This window comes from Enterobacter sp. BWH64 (assembly GCF_001037645.1).
Lineage (GTDB): Bacteria > Pseudomonadota > Gammaproteobacteria > Enterobacterales > Enterobacteriaceae > Enterobacter > Enterobacter hormaechei_C.
The window spans coordinates 1,905,453-1,920,865 of the sequence record NZ_KQ089922.1; the positions used below are offsets into that span (position 1 = coordinate 1,905,453).

Here is a 15,413-nt window from a genome sequence, read left to right on the forward strand (position 1 = left end):
TTTCTTCCGGGTTAATGTTGAATTTAAGGTCTGTCGGGATGGTACACCGAGAGCGGAACCCTGCAAAATCCCGGACTACAATTCAGCATTCACCGTTAAAAATAATCAGGAGTATTCATGAAACAAACCGTTTATACCGCCAGTCCTGAAAGTCAGCAGATCCATGTCTGGCGTTTGAATACAGAAGGTTCGCTTACGCTGGTTCAGGTTGTTGATGTGCCAGGCCAGGTGCAGCCGATGGTCGTCAGCCCGGATAAACGTTTTCTTTATGTCGGCGTACGCCCGGAATTCCGCGTGCTGGCATACCGCATCTCCCCGGACGACGGCGCGCTGACCTATACCGCAGAAGCCCCGCTGCCGGGCAGCCCGACCCATATTTCCACTGACCATAAAGGCAACTTTATCTTCAGCGGCTCCTACAATGCAGGCTGCGTGAGCGTCACCCGCCTGGAAGACGGTATTCCCGTTGAAACCGTCGACGTGGTAGAAGGGCTAGAAGGTTGCCACTCCGCCAACATTTCGCCGGATAACCGCACGCTGTGGGTGCCAGCGCTTAAGCAGGACCGCATCTGCCTGTTCACCCTGAGCGATGACGGCCATCTGGTCGCGCAGAGCCCGGCGGAAGTCACCACCGTGGAAGGCGCAGGCCCGCGCCACATGGTCTTCCATCCGAATCAGCAGTATGCCTATGTCGTTAACGAGCTGAACAGCTCGGTAGACGTGTGGGAGCTGAACGATCCTAACGGGCAGATCGAGTGCGTACAGACGCTGGACATGATGCCATCTGATTTCTCCGACACACGCTGGGCGGCAGACATTCACATTACGCCGGATGGCCGTCACCTGTATGCCTGTGACCGTACCTCCAGTCTGATCACCGTCTTCAGCGTCTCCGAAGACGGCAGCGTTCTGGCAGTTGAGGGCTTCCAGCCGACAGAAACCCAGCCGCGCGGCTTTAATGTCGATCACAGCGGCAAATACCTGATTGCGGCGGGGCAGAAATCCCACCACATTGCGCTCTATGAAATCCAGGGCGTGCAGGGTCTACTGGAAGAGAAAGGACGCTATGCGGTCGGACAAGGGCCGATGTGGGTTGTGATTAACGCTCATTGATCCGTAGACGAAAAAAACCTCGCAAATGCGAGGTTTTTTTTATGCGCGGTTAATGCATGAGGTAGGCCGGGTAAGGCGCAGCCGCCACCCGGCAGCAGGCATTTTACTGCTTCGGCTCAGCAACCACTTTGCTCCCCAGACCGCGGTTGTTGTATTCCCACATGCGGTTAAAGTTAGCGTCGTTCAGGTTACGCTGCACGTTGTCTTTATCATCCATCGTGCCGGTGTTGCCGGAGAAAGGACGTTTTGAGATCGCTGCATCCGCCCACGGTTTCGCCATGTTAAAGCCTTCGTTAATCACGCTGTCGCGGATCACGACCTGGCCGTTAGTGGCGGAGTCCACGTCCAGAGAGCGACCAAGCTGCGCCACGCCATCGCCAGCAGCAGTAAAGCGGCTATTCACGGCCAGGAAGCCGTAGAACAGGTTAGACTGCGTGGCCGGGGCAAAGACGTAACCTTCCTGCTGCGTACGTGAATTCACCACGCGGAAGTCGGTATTATCAAATACCACCGCGCCGCGGCCGGAGACCATATCCACGTCGCCTTCTATGTAGCTGTTGGTGACCAGAGTACGCGTCAGACGGTTGTTCTGAAGGGTATTCTGCACGCCGCTGTTGGTCACGAAGAAGGTGTTCTGGCGGCCCAGGATATTGACGTTGTTAATCTGTACCTTGTCGCCATCGCTACGCAGCGCCACGGCCTGATGATTACCTGCGTCAACGCTGTCGCCCAGGGTGTTCTGAATGGTCAGGTTCTGCAATTGCAGGCCATTGTTCTGTGACCAGAATACCGCTGAACACATCACGCCAATGGTGGCGGCACGCTTGCGCTGGCAGTTATCAAACATATACCACGCCGGTTTACCTGGCATGTATTTACCGGCCGGGTTCACCAGATGGCGCCAGGTGGTGCTGTCGATCTCTGAATCAATCGCCAGGCCAATTTTTACGTCGACCGCTTTTTCGCCCAGGCCGTAAAGCGTAATGCTTCCCGGTGCCGCCGGAACATAAACGGTTCCTTCGTATTCACCCGGCAGGATGGCAATGTACTGACGAGATGCGCTGTGTTTGGTAATTGCGGCATCAACGGCTGCCTGAATAGAGGTGTGTGTAACGCCCTCTGCCCCGGCCGGGCCGACAACGAAGTCTGGCTGTTTCGGCAGGTTAATAGAAGAAGGCGTCCACGGGGCTGCATTGGGATCCATCGCCGAGAAATAGTGCGCACGGGTGAAGTTCTTCGCTTCAGCCGCTGACAGGATCGGACGGGAAGCGGTGCCCGGAGCAACCTGCTCAGAAGGTTGCTGATCCGGTGGTGTTGAACTGCAAGCGGATAAAGTCACGCCAAAGGCGAGTGCCAACGCCAGACGGGAAATCCTGGAAATATTCAAGGTAATGCTCCTGGGTATGCAAGTCTTATCTGGATAGACGAAATAGCCTGCTTTTTTATACTAAGTTGAGCGAAACGGGAAGATAAAAACCGGAAAAGTTGCATTTTTGCCCGCAGGCGACGGGAAAGTCATCACAAATAAATAACATTTTCCCCCAATGCGGTTGACAGCAGGCGGCAGATGAAAATAAATGTCTATACAACCCATGACAAGTGGAAGGCACATGCAGCAGCTTCATCCCGATGATGTGATATGGCGAAATGCGCGACTGGCAACCCTGGCGACAGGGGAGGCGGAGCCCTACGGCCTGAGAGAACAACATGCCCTCGTTGTGCGCGGCCAGACGATTCTGGCCATTATTCCTGAATCCGAGATCCCCTCCGGGCATCGTCAGTGTGTCGATCTCGACGGGCGTCTGGTTACCCCCGGCCTGATCGATTGCCACACCCATCTGGTGTTCGGCGGCGATCGCGCAGCGGAATGGGAGCAACGGCTTAACGGCGTGTCATATCAGACCATTAGCGCGCAGGGCGGCGGAATTAACGCCACGGTCACGGCCACCCGCAACAGTTCGCCGGAAACGCTCCTGAGGGTGGCGCAGCAGCGACTCCAGCGGCTGATGAATGAAGGCGTAACGACCGTTGAAATCAAATCGGGATACGGACTGAATGCCGAAGCCGAAGAGAAAATGCTGCTGGTTGCCCGCCAGCTCAGCCTGAATAATCTGGTCGATATCAGCCCGACGCTGCTGGCCGCGCACGCCGTTCCTGCCGAGTACCGACAGGATCCGGATGCCTATCTGGCGCTGGTCTGTGAGCAGATCATGCCCACGCTGTGGCAAAAAGAGTTATTTGAAGCGGTGGACGTGTTTTGTGAAAACGTCGGCTTTACCCCGGCGCAAACCGAGCGCCTGTTCCAGGCCGCCGCCGCGCTCGGGATCCCGGTAAAAGGGCATGTAGAGCAACTGTCGAATCTCGGCGGCGCGGCGCTGGTCAGCCAGTATAAAGGGCTGTCGGCCGATCATATTGAGTATCTCGATGATGCAGGTATTCAGGCGATGGCGCAAAGCGGCACGGTGGCGGTATTGCTCCCCGGCGCGTTCTATTTTCTTCAGGAGCGCCAGCGTCCACCGGTGGCGCAGCTCAGAGAGCAGGGCGTGCCGATGGCGGTGGCTACCGACTACAATCCGGGCACCAGCCCGTTTGCCAGCCTGCATCTGGCAATGAACATGGCCTGCGTCCAGTTTGGCCTCACGCCGGAAGAGGCCTGGGCTGGCGTGACGCGGCATGCGGCGCAGGCGCTAGGACGTGGTGCGACGCACGGGCAGTTAAAGCCAGGTTATGTGGCTGATTTCGTCGTCTGGGAGGCGAATCATCCGGTTGAGATGGTTTACGAGCCGGGGCGGAATCCTATGTATCAACGCGTGTTTCGGGGGCAGGTAGCATGAAACTGTGGCATCCCGTCTCTCCGCAGGTCTGGCAGGGTCGTGACGACAGCGCCGAGTCCAGCACCGCGAAACGTCTCTTCCAGACCATACAGCAGCGCGAACACTTTTCTCCCGCGCCGTCAGGCATCGCCCTGCTGGGCTTTGAATGTGATGAAGGGGTTAAGCGTAACCAGGGCAGGCCCGGTGCTGCACAGGCGCCCGATGTGTTGCGTGGCGCGCTGGCGAATATGGCGAGCCATCAGGGTCATGCGCGCCTCGTGGATATGGGCGCTATTTATGTTGAAGGCCACGCGCTGGAGGCGGCACAGCAGGCGCTGAGCGAGGCCATAACCGCGTGCCAGCAATCCGGGATGCGTACTCTGGTTTTCGGCGGTGGACATGAAACCGCCTGGGCGCACGGGCGCGGCGTGCTGGACGCCTTTCCGAACGATCGCCTTGCGGTGATCAACCTGGATGCGCACCTCGATTTACGCAAGGCCGAACGGGCAACGTCCGGCACGCCGTTCCGCCAGCTGGCGCACTACTGCGCGTCTCAGTCGCGGGTGTTTCACTACGCCTGCCTGGGGGTAAGCTGTGCGGCGAATACTCAGGCGCTGTGGGAGGAAGCTGAGCGGTTGAACGTGACGCTGGTTGAAGATCTCGATTTTCGCCGGGATGCGCTATCCGTGCTGGATAGCGTGCTTGCGCAGGCAGACCGGGTTTATCTCACCGTTGACCTTGATGTGCTGCCTGCCGCAGAAATGCCCGCCGTGTCCGCCCCTGCGGCGTTGGGGATCCCGGCGCTGGATCTGTTCCCGGTGATTGAGCGTATCTGCCGAAGCGGTAAACTACAGGCGGCGGATCTGGTGGAATTTAATCCGCACTACGATCGGGACGGACAGGGCGCTAAGCTCGCCGCCCGACTGGCCTGGCAAATTGCTCACTGGTGGGCATAACAACATTCAAGGAGTCATGATGTTTTCACGCTCGCCCCTGCCGCAGCCGAGCCCTCCCGCGCCTTTTTACGAAAAGGTGAAGCAGGCGATCAGCGAAAAAATCGCCGCCGGCGTCTGGCGCCCGCACGACCGCATTCCGTCCGAGGCCGAGCTGGTGGCGCAGTTTGGCTTTAGCCGAATGACCATCAACCGCGCACTGCGTGAACTGACCGATGAAGGGTTGCTGGTGCGTTTGCAGGGTGTCGGAACCTTTGTCGCCGAGCCAAAAGGACAGTCGGCGCTGTTTGAAATCCGCAGCATTGCCGATGAAATTGCTGCCCGCAACCATCAGCACCACTGCGAGGTGCTGGTGCTTGAGGAGACGCAGGCCAGCGCCGAACAGGCCATCGAGCTGAACGTTACCGAGGGCACCCGGATTTTCCATTCGGTGATGGTGCATTATGAGAACGACATTCCGGTCCAGATTGAAGATCGCTGCGTCAACGCGGAGCGGATACCGGACTACCTGAGCCAGGATTACACCCAAACCACACCGCATGCGTATCTCTCGCTCGTCGCCCCGCTGACGGAAGGGGAGCATATCGTGGAAGCCGTGCGCGCCACGCCGCAGGAGTGCGAGCTGTTGCGTATTAAAGAGCACGATCCCTGTCTGCTGATCCGCCGTCGTACCTGGTCGTCCTCGCAAATTGTGTCGCATGCGAAGCTGCTATTCCCGGGGAATCGCTACCGGTTGCAGGGCCACTTTATGTCATAAGTTTTATAAGCGTGATCGCTAACGCAATATAGCAAAATTGTATCTTTTTTGTTAAACCCGACCTTGTGTGTGCTTGTCTATACAAGTATATCTAAATGCATCACCTGTCCCTTATGAGGAACACACAATGTCGTCAGATAAATACCGCAAGCAGGATGTCCGCGCCGCGCGCGGCACCACGCTCACCGCAAAAAGCTGGCTCACCGAAGCACCGCTGCGCATGTTGATGAACAACCTTGATCCTGAGGTAGCAGAAAATCCCCACGAGCTGGTGGTCTACGGCGGCATTGGCCGCGCCGCGCGCAACTGGGCGTGCTATGACGCGATTGTCGAGTCTTTGACGAATCTCGAAAACGACGAAACGCTGCTGGTGCAATCCGGCAAACCGGTTGGCGTATTCAAAACCCATAAAAATGCGCCCCGCGTGCTGATTGCCAACTCCAACCTGGTGCCGCACTGGGCGACGTGGGAACACTTCAACGAACTGGACGCAAAAGGGCTGGCCATGTACGGCCAGATGACCGCGGGTAGCTGGATCTACATCGGCAGCCAGGGGATTGTGCAGGGCACGTATGAAACCTTCGTGGAAGCGGGCCGTCAGCACTATAACGGATCACTGAAAGGCCGCTGGGTGCTCACCGCCGGACTGGGCGGCATGGGCGGCGCGCAGCCGCTGGCCGCGACGCTGGCGGGCGCGTGCTCCCTGAACATTGAGTGCCAGCAGAGCCGCATCGATTTCCGTCTGCGTACCCGCTATGTTGATGAGCAGGCCGACAACCTCGATGACGCGCTGGCGCGCATCAAAAAGTACACCGCTGAAGGCAAAGCCGTGTCGGTTGCCCTGTGCGGCAACGCGGCGGATATTCTGCCGGAACTGGTGGCGCGCGGCGTGCGTCCGGATCTGGTCACCGACCAGACCAGCGCTCACGATCCGCTCCACGGCTATCTGCCAAAAGGCTGGACGTGGGAAGACTACCAGCAAAAAGCGGAAACCGATCCTGAGGGCACGGTACTGGCGGCCAAACGCGCCATGGCGGAACACGTCTCCGCGATGCTGGCCTTCAGTAAGATGGGTATTCCGACCTTTGATTACGGGAATAACATCCGCCAGATGGCGAAAGAGATGGGGGTGAATAACGCCTTTGACTTCCCCGGCTTCGTGCCCGCCTATATTCGTCCTCTGTTCTGCCGCGGCATTGGGCCGTTCCGCTGGGTTGCCCTGTCCGGCGACCCGGAGGATATCTACAAAACCGACGCCAGAGTGAAAGAGATTGTCGCCGATGACGAACACCTGCATCGCTGGCTGGATATGGCGCGCGAGCGCATTAACTTCCAGGGCCTGCCGGCGCGTATCTGCTGGGTCGGGCTGGAGTGGCGGCAAAAACTCGGCCTCGCCTTTAACGAAATGGTGCGCAGCGGCGAAGTCTCCGCGCCGATCGTCATTGGCCGCGACCACCTGGACTCCGGCTCTGTCGCCAGTCCGAACCGTGAAACTGAAGCCATGCGCGACGGCTCGGATGCGGTCTCCGACTGGCCGCTGCTGAATGCCCTGCTGAACACCGCCAGCGGCGCGACCTGGGTGTCGCTGCACCACGGCGGCGGCGTCGGGATGGGCTTCTCCCAGCACTCCGGGATGGTCATCGTCTGTGACGGAACTGATGAAGCGGCCGCGCGTATCGCTCGCGTGCTGCACAACGACCCGGCAACCGGCGTGATGCGTCACGCGGATGCGGGTTACGAGATTGCCATTGATTGTGCCAAAGAGCAGGGCCTGAACCTGCCGATGATCTCCGCCACACAAGGAAAGCCTGCATGAACGCGTTAACACTTACTCCCGGCTCGCTGACGCTCAAACAGCTGCGTCACGTCTGGCGTCATCCGGTGACACTCTCCCTTGATGAAAGCGCCCACCGTGCCATTAACGACAGCGTGGCCTGCGTGGAGGCGATTGTGGCGGAGGGGCGCACCGCCTACGGCATCAACACCGGGTTTGGCCTGCTGGCGCAGACCCGCATCGCCACGCACGATCTGGAGAATTTACAGCGTTCGCTGGTGCTGTCGCACGCGGCGGGGGTTGGCCAGCCGCTGGACGATGAGATCGTCCGCCTGATGATGGTGTTGAAAATCAACAGCCTGGCGCGTGGGTTTTCCGGCATTCGTCTGAACGTGATCCAGGCGCTGATGACGCTGGTCAATGCGGAAGTTTATCCGTGGATCCCGGCGAAGGGCTCCGTCGGCGCCTCCGGCGATCTGGCGCCGCTGGCGCATATGTCGCTGCTCCTGCTGGGTGAAGGCCAGGCGCGCTGGCAAGGGGAGTGGCTGCCTGCGAAAGAGGCGCTGAAAAAAGCTGGCTTAACGCCGATCACCCTCGCGGCAAAAGAGGGGCTGGCGCTGCTCAACGGCACGCAGGCGTCGACCGCTTTCGCGCTGCGCGGTCTGTTTGAAGCGGAAGATCTGTTCGCCTCGGCGGTGGTGTGCGGTGCACTGACCACTGAGGCGGTGCTCGGCTCGCGTCGTCCGTTCGATGCCCGCATCCACGAGGTGCGCGGCCAGCGCGGGCAGATTGATGCCGCTGCCATGTACCGCCACGTACTTACCGATACCAGCGACATTGCCGATTCGCATCACAACTGTGAGAAGGTGCAGGATCCGTATTCCCTGCGCTGCCAGCCGCAGGTGATGGGCGCATGCCTGACGCAGCTGCGCCAGGCGGCAGAAGTGCTGCTGGTGGAGGCCAATGCGGTGTCCGATAACCCACTGGTATTTGCTCAGGAAAACGAGGTGGTTTCTGGCGGTAACTTCCACGCCGAGCCGGTGGCGATGGCCGCAGATAATATCGCCCTGGCGATTGCCGAAATCGGGGCGTTGTCTGAGCGTCGAATCGCGCTGATGATGGATAAGCACATGTCCCAGCTACCGCCATTTCTGGTGCGCAACGGCGGCGTGAACTCGGGCTTCATGATAGCCCAGGTCACCGCCGCGGCACTGGCAAGCGAGAACAAAGCCCTGTCGCATCCGCACAGCGTGGACAGCCTGCCAACCTCAGCCAACCAGGAAGATCACGTTTCGATGGCCCCGGCTGCCGGGCGTCGCCTCTGGGAGATGGCCTCTAACACCCGCGGCGTGCTGGCGGTGGAGTGGCTGGCGGCGTGTCAGGGTATTGATTTGCGCGAAGGGCTAAAATCCAGCCCGCTGCTGGAGCAGGCGCGCCAGGAACTGCGCGAGCACGTTACGCACTACGATGACGACCGCTTCTTTGCGCCGGATATTGATAAGGCGATGCAGCTTCTGGAGGAAGGACGGCTGGTGGGGCTGTTACCTTCGGTGCTGTGATTTTATGCCCGGTGGCGCTGCGCTTACCGGGCCTACGAGTACGAAATGTAGGCCGGGTAAGGCGTAGCCGCTACCCGGCTTTTTTTACGAATACATCGCCGTAATCGATGCGCTACCCAGCGAATGGAAATGCACGTTAAAGCCTACCATCGCGCCGCTCGCCCCTTCGTCGACCTCAATCTTGTCCACATCCAGCGCGTGCACGGTGAAGATATAGCGGTGCGTTTCCCCTTTTGGCGGCGCCGCGCCGCCGTAGCCCGCTTTGCCAAAGTCAGTGCGCGTCTGAATCGCACCGTCAGGCAGAGCGACCAGATCGGAACCGGAGCCCTGCGACAGCACGCGCGTGTCGGCGGGCAGGTTTGCCACGATCCAGTGCCACCAGCCCGACCCGGTTGGCGCATCCGGATCGTAGCAGGTCACGACAAAACTTTTGGTTCCCGCTGGCACATCGTCCCACGCCAGATGGGGAGAGATATTATCCCCCTGATAACCCATCCCGTTAAACACGTGACGTTCCGGCAGCTTTTCGCCGTCGCGCAAATCTTTACTGATGATTTTCATCCGATTTCCCTCGTTACTCACTCATTCAGAAAGTGTAACGCATGGGGTTAAATCGCGAAATGCGCTGAAGTGTTAACGGCTTCAACCACTGCCCCGGTCAGCTTGCGGAGCTGATCCGCAGAAATGCTGTACGGCGGCATGAGGTAAATCAGCTTACCGAAAGGTCGCACCCACACGCCCTGGTCAACGAAGAAGCGCTGCAACGCGGCCATGTTCACCGGATGCGTTGTCTCGATTACCCCGATGGCGCCCAGTACGCGGACGTCCGCGACGTATTCCGCCTCCGCCGCCGCGCTTAACTGCTGCTTCAGCTGCGCCTCAATCGCCGCCACCTGCGTCTGCCATGCGCCGCTTTCCAGAATGGCGAGGCTTTCGCTTGCCACGGCGCAGGCCAGCGGGTTGCCCATAAACGTCGGGCCGTGCATAAAGCAGCCCGCGTCGCCGTCGCTGATGGTATCGGCAACCTGGCGGGTGGTAAGCGTGGCGGAGAGCGTCATGGTGCCGCCGGTGAGCGCTTTCCCCAGGCACAGAATATCCGGCGCGATCCCCGCATGCTCGCAGGCGAACAATTTCCCGGTGCGGCCAAAGCCGGTGGCGATCTCATCGGCAATCAGCAGGATCCCTTCGCGGTCGCACATCTTCCGAATGCGCTTCAGCCACTCGGGATGGTACATCCGCATTCCGCCCGCGCCCTGCACAATCGGTTCGAGAATAACGGCGGCAATCTCGTGGCGATGGGCCGCCATCAGCCGCGCAAAGCCCACCATGTCCATCTCGTCCCATTCGCCGTCGAAGCGGCTCTGCGGGGCTGGCGCAAACAGGTTTTCCGGCAGATAGCCTTTCCACAGGCTGTGCATGGAGTTGTCCGGATCACATACCGACATCGCGCCGAAAGTGTCGCCGTGATAGCCGTTGCGGAAGGTAAGGAACCGCTGGCGCGTTTCGCCCTTCGCATGCCAGTACTGCAACGCCATTTTCATCGCCACTTCCACGGCCACCGAGCCGGAGTCGGCCAGGAAAACGCACTCCAGCGATTCAGGCGTCATCGCTACCAGGCGACGGCATAAATCCACCGCGGGCTGATGCGTGATCCCGCCAAACATCACGTGTGACATCTGGTCAATCTGCGCTTTCATCGCCGCGTTCAGTCGCGGGTGGTTGTAGCCATGGATCGCCGCCCACCAGGAGGACATCCCGTCAACAAGCCGCTCGCCGCTGGCAAGATGCAGCTCGCAGCCGTGGGCCGAGGCTACCGGATAGACGGGAAGGGGGCGGGTCGTGGAGGTGTAAGGGTGCCAGATATGCTGCTTGTCGAAGGCGAGATCGTCCTGGGTCATAATCGACTTGTAAACCATTTTGAAAAGTTTTAGGTTTACAAGTATAAACCGAACCGACAATTAACAAAACCCTTTGGAGAAGCCCGATGGCTCACCACGCACGCTGGACGATGTCGCAAGTCACTGAATTATTCAACAAACCTTTCCTGGAGCTGATGTTTGAGGCGCAACAGGTGCACCGCCAGCACTTCGATCCGCGTCATGTTCAGGTCAGCACGCTGCTGTCGATCAAAACCGGGGCTTGCCCGGAAGACTGCAAATATTGCCCGCAAAGCGCGCGCTATAAAACCGGTCTCGAATCCGAGCGCCTGATGGAAGTCGAGCAAGTGCTCGACTCCGCGCGCAAGGCCAAAAACGCTGGCTCGACCCGCTTCTGCATGGGCGCGGCGTGGAAAAATCCGCATGACCGCGACATGCCCTATCTGGAGCAGATGGTGAAGGGGGTGAAGGCGATGGGGCTTGAAGCCTGCATGACCCTGGGTACGCTGAACGAAGAGCAGGCGCAGCGTCTCTCGGCGGCGGGGCTGGATTACTATAACCACAACCTCGATACCTCGCCGGAATTCTACGGCAACATCATCACCACGCGCACCTATCAGGAGCGTCTGGACACGCTGGATAAAGTGCGTGATGCGGGGATCAAGGTCTGTTCCGGCGGGATCGTGGGACTGGGCGAGACGGTAAAAGATCGTGCCGGCCTGCTGTTACAGCTGGCAAACCTGCCGACCCCGCCGGAAAGCGTGCCCATCAACATGCTGGTGAAGGTAAAAGGCACGCCGCTGGCGGATAACGAGGACGTGGATGCCTTCGATTTCATCCGCACCATCGCGGTGGCGCGCATCATGATGCCGACCTCTTATGTTCGCCTCTCTGCCGGTCGCGAGCAGATGAGCGAGCAGACCCAGGCGATGTGCTTCATGGCCGGGGCCAACTCTATCTTCTACGGCTGCAAACTGCTGACCACGCCAAACCCGGAAGAGGACAAAGATGTCCAGCTGTTCCGCAAGCTGGGGCTGAACCCACACCAGACCGAGGTACAGGCGGGGGATAACGAGCAACAGCAGCAGCTGGAGCAGCAGATTTTTAACGCCGACACCGACCAGTTCTACAACGCGGCAGCCGTATGACCTGGCAGGCACGTATCAGGACCGCGCTCGACGAGCGGCGGGCGGCGGATGCGTTTCGGGTGCGCAGGGTAGTGGAAAACGGTGCAGGCCGTTTTCTCTCCCGGGAAGGAGAGCGGTTCTGTAATTTCTCCAGCAACGATTATCTGGGCCTGAGCCAGCACCCGCAGATCGTTCGCGCCTGGCAGCAGGGCGCGGATCGTTACGGCGTGGGCAGCGGTGGCTCCGGGCACGTCAGCGGCTACACCACGGCGCATCAGGCGCTGGAGGAAGAGCTGGCCGACTGGCTGGGCTACCCGCGGGCGCTGCTGTTTATCTCCGGTTTTGCCGCGAATCAGGCGGTGATTGCCGCCCTGATGGGCAAAGACGACCGCATCACCGCGGACCGCCTGAGCCACGCGTCCCTGCTTGAAGCGGCCAGTCTCAGCCCGGCGCAGCTGCGGCGTTTTGCCCATAACGATGCCTCTCAGCTGAACGTCCTGCTGGGTAAACCCTGTTCAGGGCTTCAGCTGGCGGTGACGGAAGGGGTATTCAGCATGGACGGCGACAGCGCGCCGCTTGCCACCTTGCATGACGTCGCAAAACAGCAGAACGCCTGGCTGCTGGTCGACGATGCCCACGGCATTGGCGTCACCGGCGAGGAGGGGCGCGGAAGCGCGCACCAGCAACGCGTCAGGCCGGAACTGCTGGTAGTCACTTTCGGCAAAGGCTTTGGCGTCAGCGGCGCCGCGGTGTTGTGCAGCGAGCCGGTGGCCGATTACCTGGTGCAGTTCGCCCGGCACCTGATCTACAGCACCAGCATGCCCCCGGCGCAGGCCGTGGCGCTCTCTGCGTCGCTTGCGGTGATCCGCGGCGAAGACGGCGCTGAACGCCGGGCGCGCCTGGCCGACCATATTCAGCGTTTTCGCCGGGGGGTAAGCGCACTGCCTTACCGGCTTACCGACTCGCACAGCGCCATTCAGCCCGTGATTGTGGGTGAAAACCATCGGGCGCTGATGCTGGCACAGGCGCTACGAGAACGCGGGCAGTGGGTCACGGCGATCCGCCCACCCACCGTGCCGCCAGGCACCGCGCGCTTGCGTCTGACGCTCACGGCAGCGCACGAGCCGCAGGATATCGATACGCTTCTGGAGGCACTGTATGTCTCCTGTCAATAAACAGGCCGTTGCCGCCGCGTTTGGCCGGGCAGCGCAAAGCTATTCACAGCACGATGAGCTGCAACGCCTGAGCGCCCGCGGGCTGCTGGCCGCGCTCGGTGAGGGGCGTTTTGCGCAGGTGCTCGACGCTGGCTGCGGGCCTGGCGGCAATAGCCGCTACTGGCGCGCAACGGGTAGCCACGTCACGGCGCTGGATTTATCCGCGCAGATGCTGGATGAGGCCCGCCAGCAGCAGTCAGCAGACCGTTATCTGGTGGCCGATATCGAGGCCATCCCGCTGGAGGATGCGCTGTTTGACCTCGTCTGGAGCCATCTGGCGGTGCAGTGGTGCGCCAGCCTGCCGCAGGCCCTACGCGAGCTATACCGCGTGGCGCGGCCCGGCGGAGCGGTGGCCTTTACCACCCTGCTGGAAAGTTCGTTGCCAGAGCTGAATCAGGCGTGGAGGGCAGTGGATGCACAGCCGCACGTCAACCGGTTTCTCTCGCACGAACAGGTCACTCAGGCGCTGGCAGGCTGGCGCTATCGCAGCGTGGTCCAGACCGTCACCCTCGAATTTAGCGATGCGTTAAGCGCCATGCGATCGCTTAAGGGCATAGGCGCGACGCACCTGCACGCCGGACGGGAGAAGAAACCCCTTACCCGCGGCCAACTCCAGCGTCTCGAGCTGGCCTGGCCGCAGGAGCGGGGCCGGTTCCCGCTCTCTTATCATCTTTTTCATGGGATTATTGAACGTGACTGAACGTTATTTTGTTACCGGTACGGACACTGAAGTCGGTAAAACGGTTGCCAGCGCCGCGCTGTTGCAGGCGGCGCGTCTGCTGGGGAAAACAACGGCCGGGTATAAGCCCGTAGCCTCCGGCAGCGAGATGACGCCGGAAGGCTTACGTAATACCGATGCGCTGGCGCTACAGCGTAACAGCAGCCTTACGCTGGCCTATTCTGCGGTGAACCCCTATACCTTTGCTGAACCCACCTCGCCGCACATCGTCAGCGTCGATGAAGATCGTCCGATTGATTTTTCGGTGCTCTCTTCCGGGTTACGCGACCTGGAAACACAGGCCGACTGGGTGCTGGTGGAGGGGGCTGGCGGCTGGTTTACCCCGCTGTCCGACGAGCAGACATTTGCTGACTGGGTGCAGGCCGAGCAGCTTCCGGTCATTCTGGTGGTTGGCGTGAAGCTTGGCTGTATCAATCACGCCATGCTGACCGCCCAGGCCGTGCAGCAGGCCGGGTTGCGTCTGGCAGGGTGGATTGCCAATGACGTGGTAGCGCCGGGTAAACGTCATGCTGAGTATCTGGCGACGCTGAAGCGGGTGCTGCCTGCGCCGTTTCTCGGCGAGATCCCGTGGCTTGCCGACGGCGCAGAGCAGGCGGAAACCGGACGCTATCTCGACCTCAGCGCCTTATGTCCCGCGCCATCCAGTGCGCAATAAGGTCGTCATCCAGCTCGTTAACGTGGCCCTGTGCCACGTTACGCCCGCGATAGAGCATGCAGAAACGATCCGCTACCCGGCGGATAAACGACAGCTGTTGCTCCGCTAACAGCACCGTCATTCCCAGCTCCCGATTCAACCGCACCAGCAACTGCCCCAGCCTGCGCGCGAAACCGTGCCCTGCGCCATGCATGGGCTCATCCAGAATCAACACGCGCGGACGATTAACCAGCGCACTGGCGAGGGCCAGCTGATACTGGTCGTCAGGGGACAGCGCAGAGGCACGGCTCTGTCGCAGCGGATAGAGCTCCGGAAACAGGGCATACACGTCACTTTTTGATGCCGGATCGGGTTTCCCCGTCGCCCGCATAGCGATATGCAGATTTTCATCGACGGTGAGCTGGGAAAATATTCGCCGATCCTGCGGGACGTAGCCTATCGTCGGCGGCGACGGGAATGCTGACGCAGGGTTGAGCAAGTTATGCGGCGGCGCGCCAGCCTCATGCCAGATGATGGTGCCGCTCTCGACGGGCACCTTTCCGGTAATGCAGTTCATAAGCGTGGATTTGCCCATGCCAGGCAGGCCAACAATGCCCGTACAGATGCCTTGCGGGAAATCGATATTCACGTTCCATAGCGTATGTTGGCTTCCGTAAAACTGATTTACAGCACGCAGACTCAACATCTTTCTCTCCTTAAAAATGTGTGGGGTGATGCACAGAGTGATGTCTGCAAAACGCCTGCCAGGAACTTCATAATGATTAAAAAAAGGCCATTTTTAGGAATAACTCACTATCAAAAGCTGAACGTTTATACGAATTGCACACTCCCG

14 protein-coding genes are annotated in these 15,413 nt (G+C 60.0%); 10 read left to right on the plus strand and 4 right to left on the minus strand.

Annotated elements, in window-relative coordinates:
• Nucleotides 1-117 precede the first annotated feature (117 nt).
• Nucleotides 118-1,113, plus strand: a complete 996-nt coding sequence (gene pgl / locus SK50_RS09055) for a 6-phosphogluconolactonase (protein ID WP_017694123.1) — start codon at nt 118-120, stop codon at nt 1,111-1,113.
• A gap of 103 nt (nt 1,114-1,216) precedes the next feature.
• On the opposite strand, the gene SK50_RS09060 is transcribed toward pgl, so the two are convergent.
• Nucleotides 1,217-2,500 carry a putative acyl-CoA thioester hydrolase gene (locus SK50_RS09060; protein WP_045343747.1) on the minus strand — a complete coding sequence of 428 codons (1,284 nt, stop codon included), beginning with the start codon at nt 2,498-2,500 and terminating at the stop codon, nt 1,217-1,219.
• Between the two features lie 223 nt (nt 2,501-2,723).
• Here SK50_RS09060 and hutI point away from each other — a divergent pair, with 223 nt between their 5' ends.
• The 5 genes from hutI to hutH all read left to right on the plus strand — a co-directional run bounded on the left by hutI (nt 2,724) and on the right by hutH (nt 8,969).
• Nucleotides 2,724-3,947 (plus strand): imidazolonepropionase, encoded by a 1,224-nt coding sequence (gene hutI, locus SK50_RS09065; protein ID WP_045343745.1) that lies wholly within the window; start codon nt 2,724-2,726, stop codon nt 3,945-3,947.
• A complete protein-coding gene (hutG, locus tag SK50_RS09070) occupies nt 3,944-4,882 on the plus strand; it encodes a formimidoylglutamase (protein ID WP_017384946.1) in 939 nt (312 codons plus the stop codon). The genes hutI and hutG overlap by 4 nt, the downstream gene beginning before the upstream one ends.
• 19 nt (nt 4,883-4,901) lie before the next feature.
• A complete protein-coding gene (locus SK50_RS09075) occupies nt 4,902-5,636 on the plus strand; it encodes a histidine utilization repressor (protein ID WP_017384945.1) in 735 nt (244 codons plus the stop codon).
• A gap of 127 nt (nt 5,637-5,763) precedes the next feature.
• Complete coding sequence (hutU, locus tag SK50_RS09080; RefSeq protein WP_032653019.1) at nt 5,764-7,452, plus strand: urocanate hydratase; 1,689 nt, start codon at nt 5,764-5,766, stop codon at nt 7,450-7,452.
• Nucleotides 7,449-8,969, plus strand: a complete 1,521-nt coding sequence (gene hutH, locus SK50_RS09085) for a histidine ammonia-lyase (RefSeq protein ID WP_048229330.1) — start codon at nt 7,449-7,451, stop codon at nt 8,967-8,969. Before hutU ends, hutH begins: the two co-directional genes overlap by 4 nt.
• Nucleotides 8,970-9,053: 84 nt before the next feature.
• On the opposite strand, the gene SK50_RS09090 is transcribed toward hutH, so the two are convergent.
• Nucleotides 9,054-9,530 carry a kinase inhibitor gene (locus tag SK50_RS09090; RefSeq protein ID WP_048229331.1) on the minus strand — a complete coding sequence of 159 codons (477 nt, stop codon included), beginning with the start codon at nt 9,528-9,530 and terminating at the stop codon, nt 9,054-9,056.
• 47 nt (nt 9,531-9,577) lie between these two features.
• Nucleotides 9,578-10,885 (minus strand): adenosylmethionine--8-amino-7-oxononanoate transaminase, encoded by a 1,308-nt coding sequence (gene bioA / locus SK50_RS09095; RefSeq protein ID WP_047057931.1) that lies wholly within the window; start codon nt 10,883-10,885, stop codon nt 9,578-9,580.
• 68 nt (nt 10,886-10,953) lie between these two features.
• Between bioA and bioB the strand changes: the two genes are divergently transcribed.
• The 4 genes from bioB to bioD are packed head-to-tail and all read left to right on the plus strand — an operon-like array spanning nt 10,954 to nt 14,581.
• The gene (gene bioB, locus SK50_RS09100) at nt 10,954-11,994 is read left to right on the plus strand and encodes a biotin synthase BioB (RefSeq protein ID WP_017694116.1); all 1,041 of its coding nucleotides are present in this window, start codon (nt 10,954-10,956) and stop codon (nt 11,992-11,994) included.
• Nucleotides 11,991-13,148: an 8-amino-7-oxononanoate synthase gene (bioF, locus tag SK50_RS09105; protein ID WP_032653023.1), complete on the plus strand. Its 1,158-nt coding sequence runs from the start codon at nt 11,991-11,993 to the stop codon at nt 13,146-13,148. Before bioB ends, bioF begins: the two co-directional genes overlap by 4 nt.
• Nucleotides 13,132-13,887, plus strand: a complete 756-nt coding sequence (bioC, locus tag SK50_RS09110; RefSeq protein ID WP_045343742.1) for a malonyl-ACP O-methyltransferase BioC — start codon at nt 13,132-13,134, stop codon at nt 13,885-13,887. The genes bioF and bioC overlap by 17 nt, the downstream gene beginning before the upstream one ends.
• A complete protein-coding gene (gene bioD / locus SK50_RS09115) occupies nt 13,880-14,581 on the plus strand; it encodes a dethiobiotin synthase (protein ID WP_074162668.1) in 702 nt (233 codons plus the stop codon). The genes bioC and bioD overlap by 8 nt, the downstream gene beginning before the upstream one ends.
• Here the strand turns inward: bioD and SK50_RS09120 are convergent.
• Nucleotides 14,544-15,266: an ABC transporter ATP-binding protein gene (locus SK50_RS09120; protein ID WP_045343737.1), complete on the minus strand. Its 723-nt coding sequence runs from the start codon at nt 15,264-15,266 to the stop codon at nt 14,544-14,546. The genes bioD and SK50_RS09120 overlap by 38 nt on opposite strands.
• Nucleotides 15,267-15,413 lie beyond the last annotated feature (147 nt).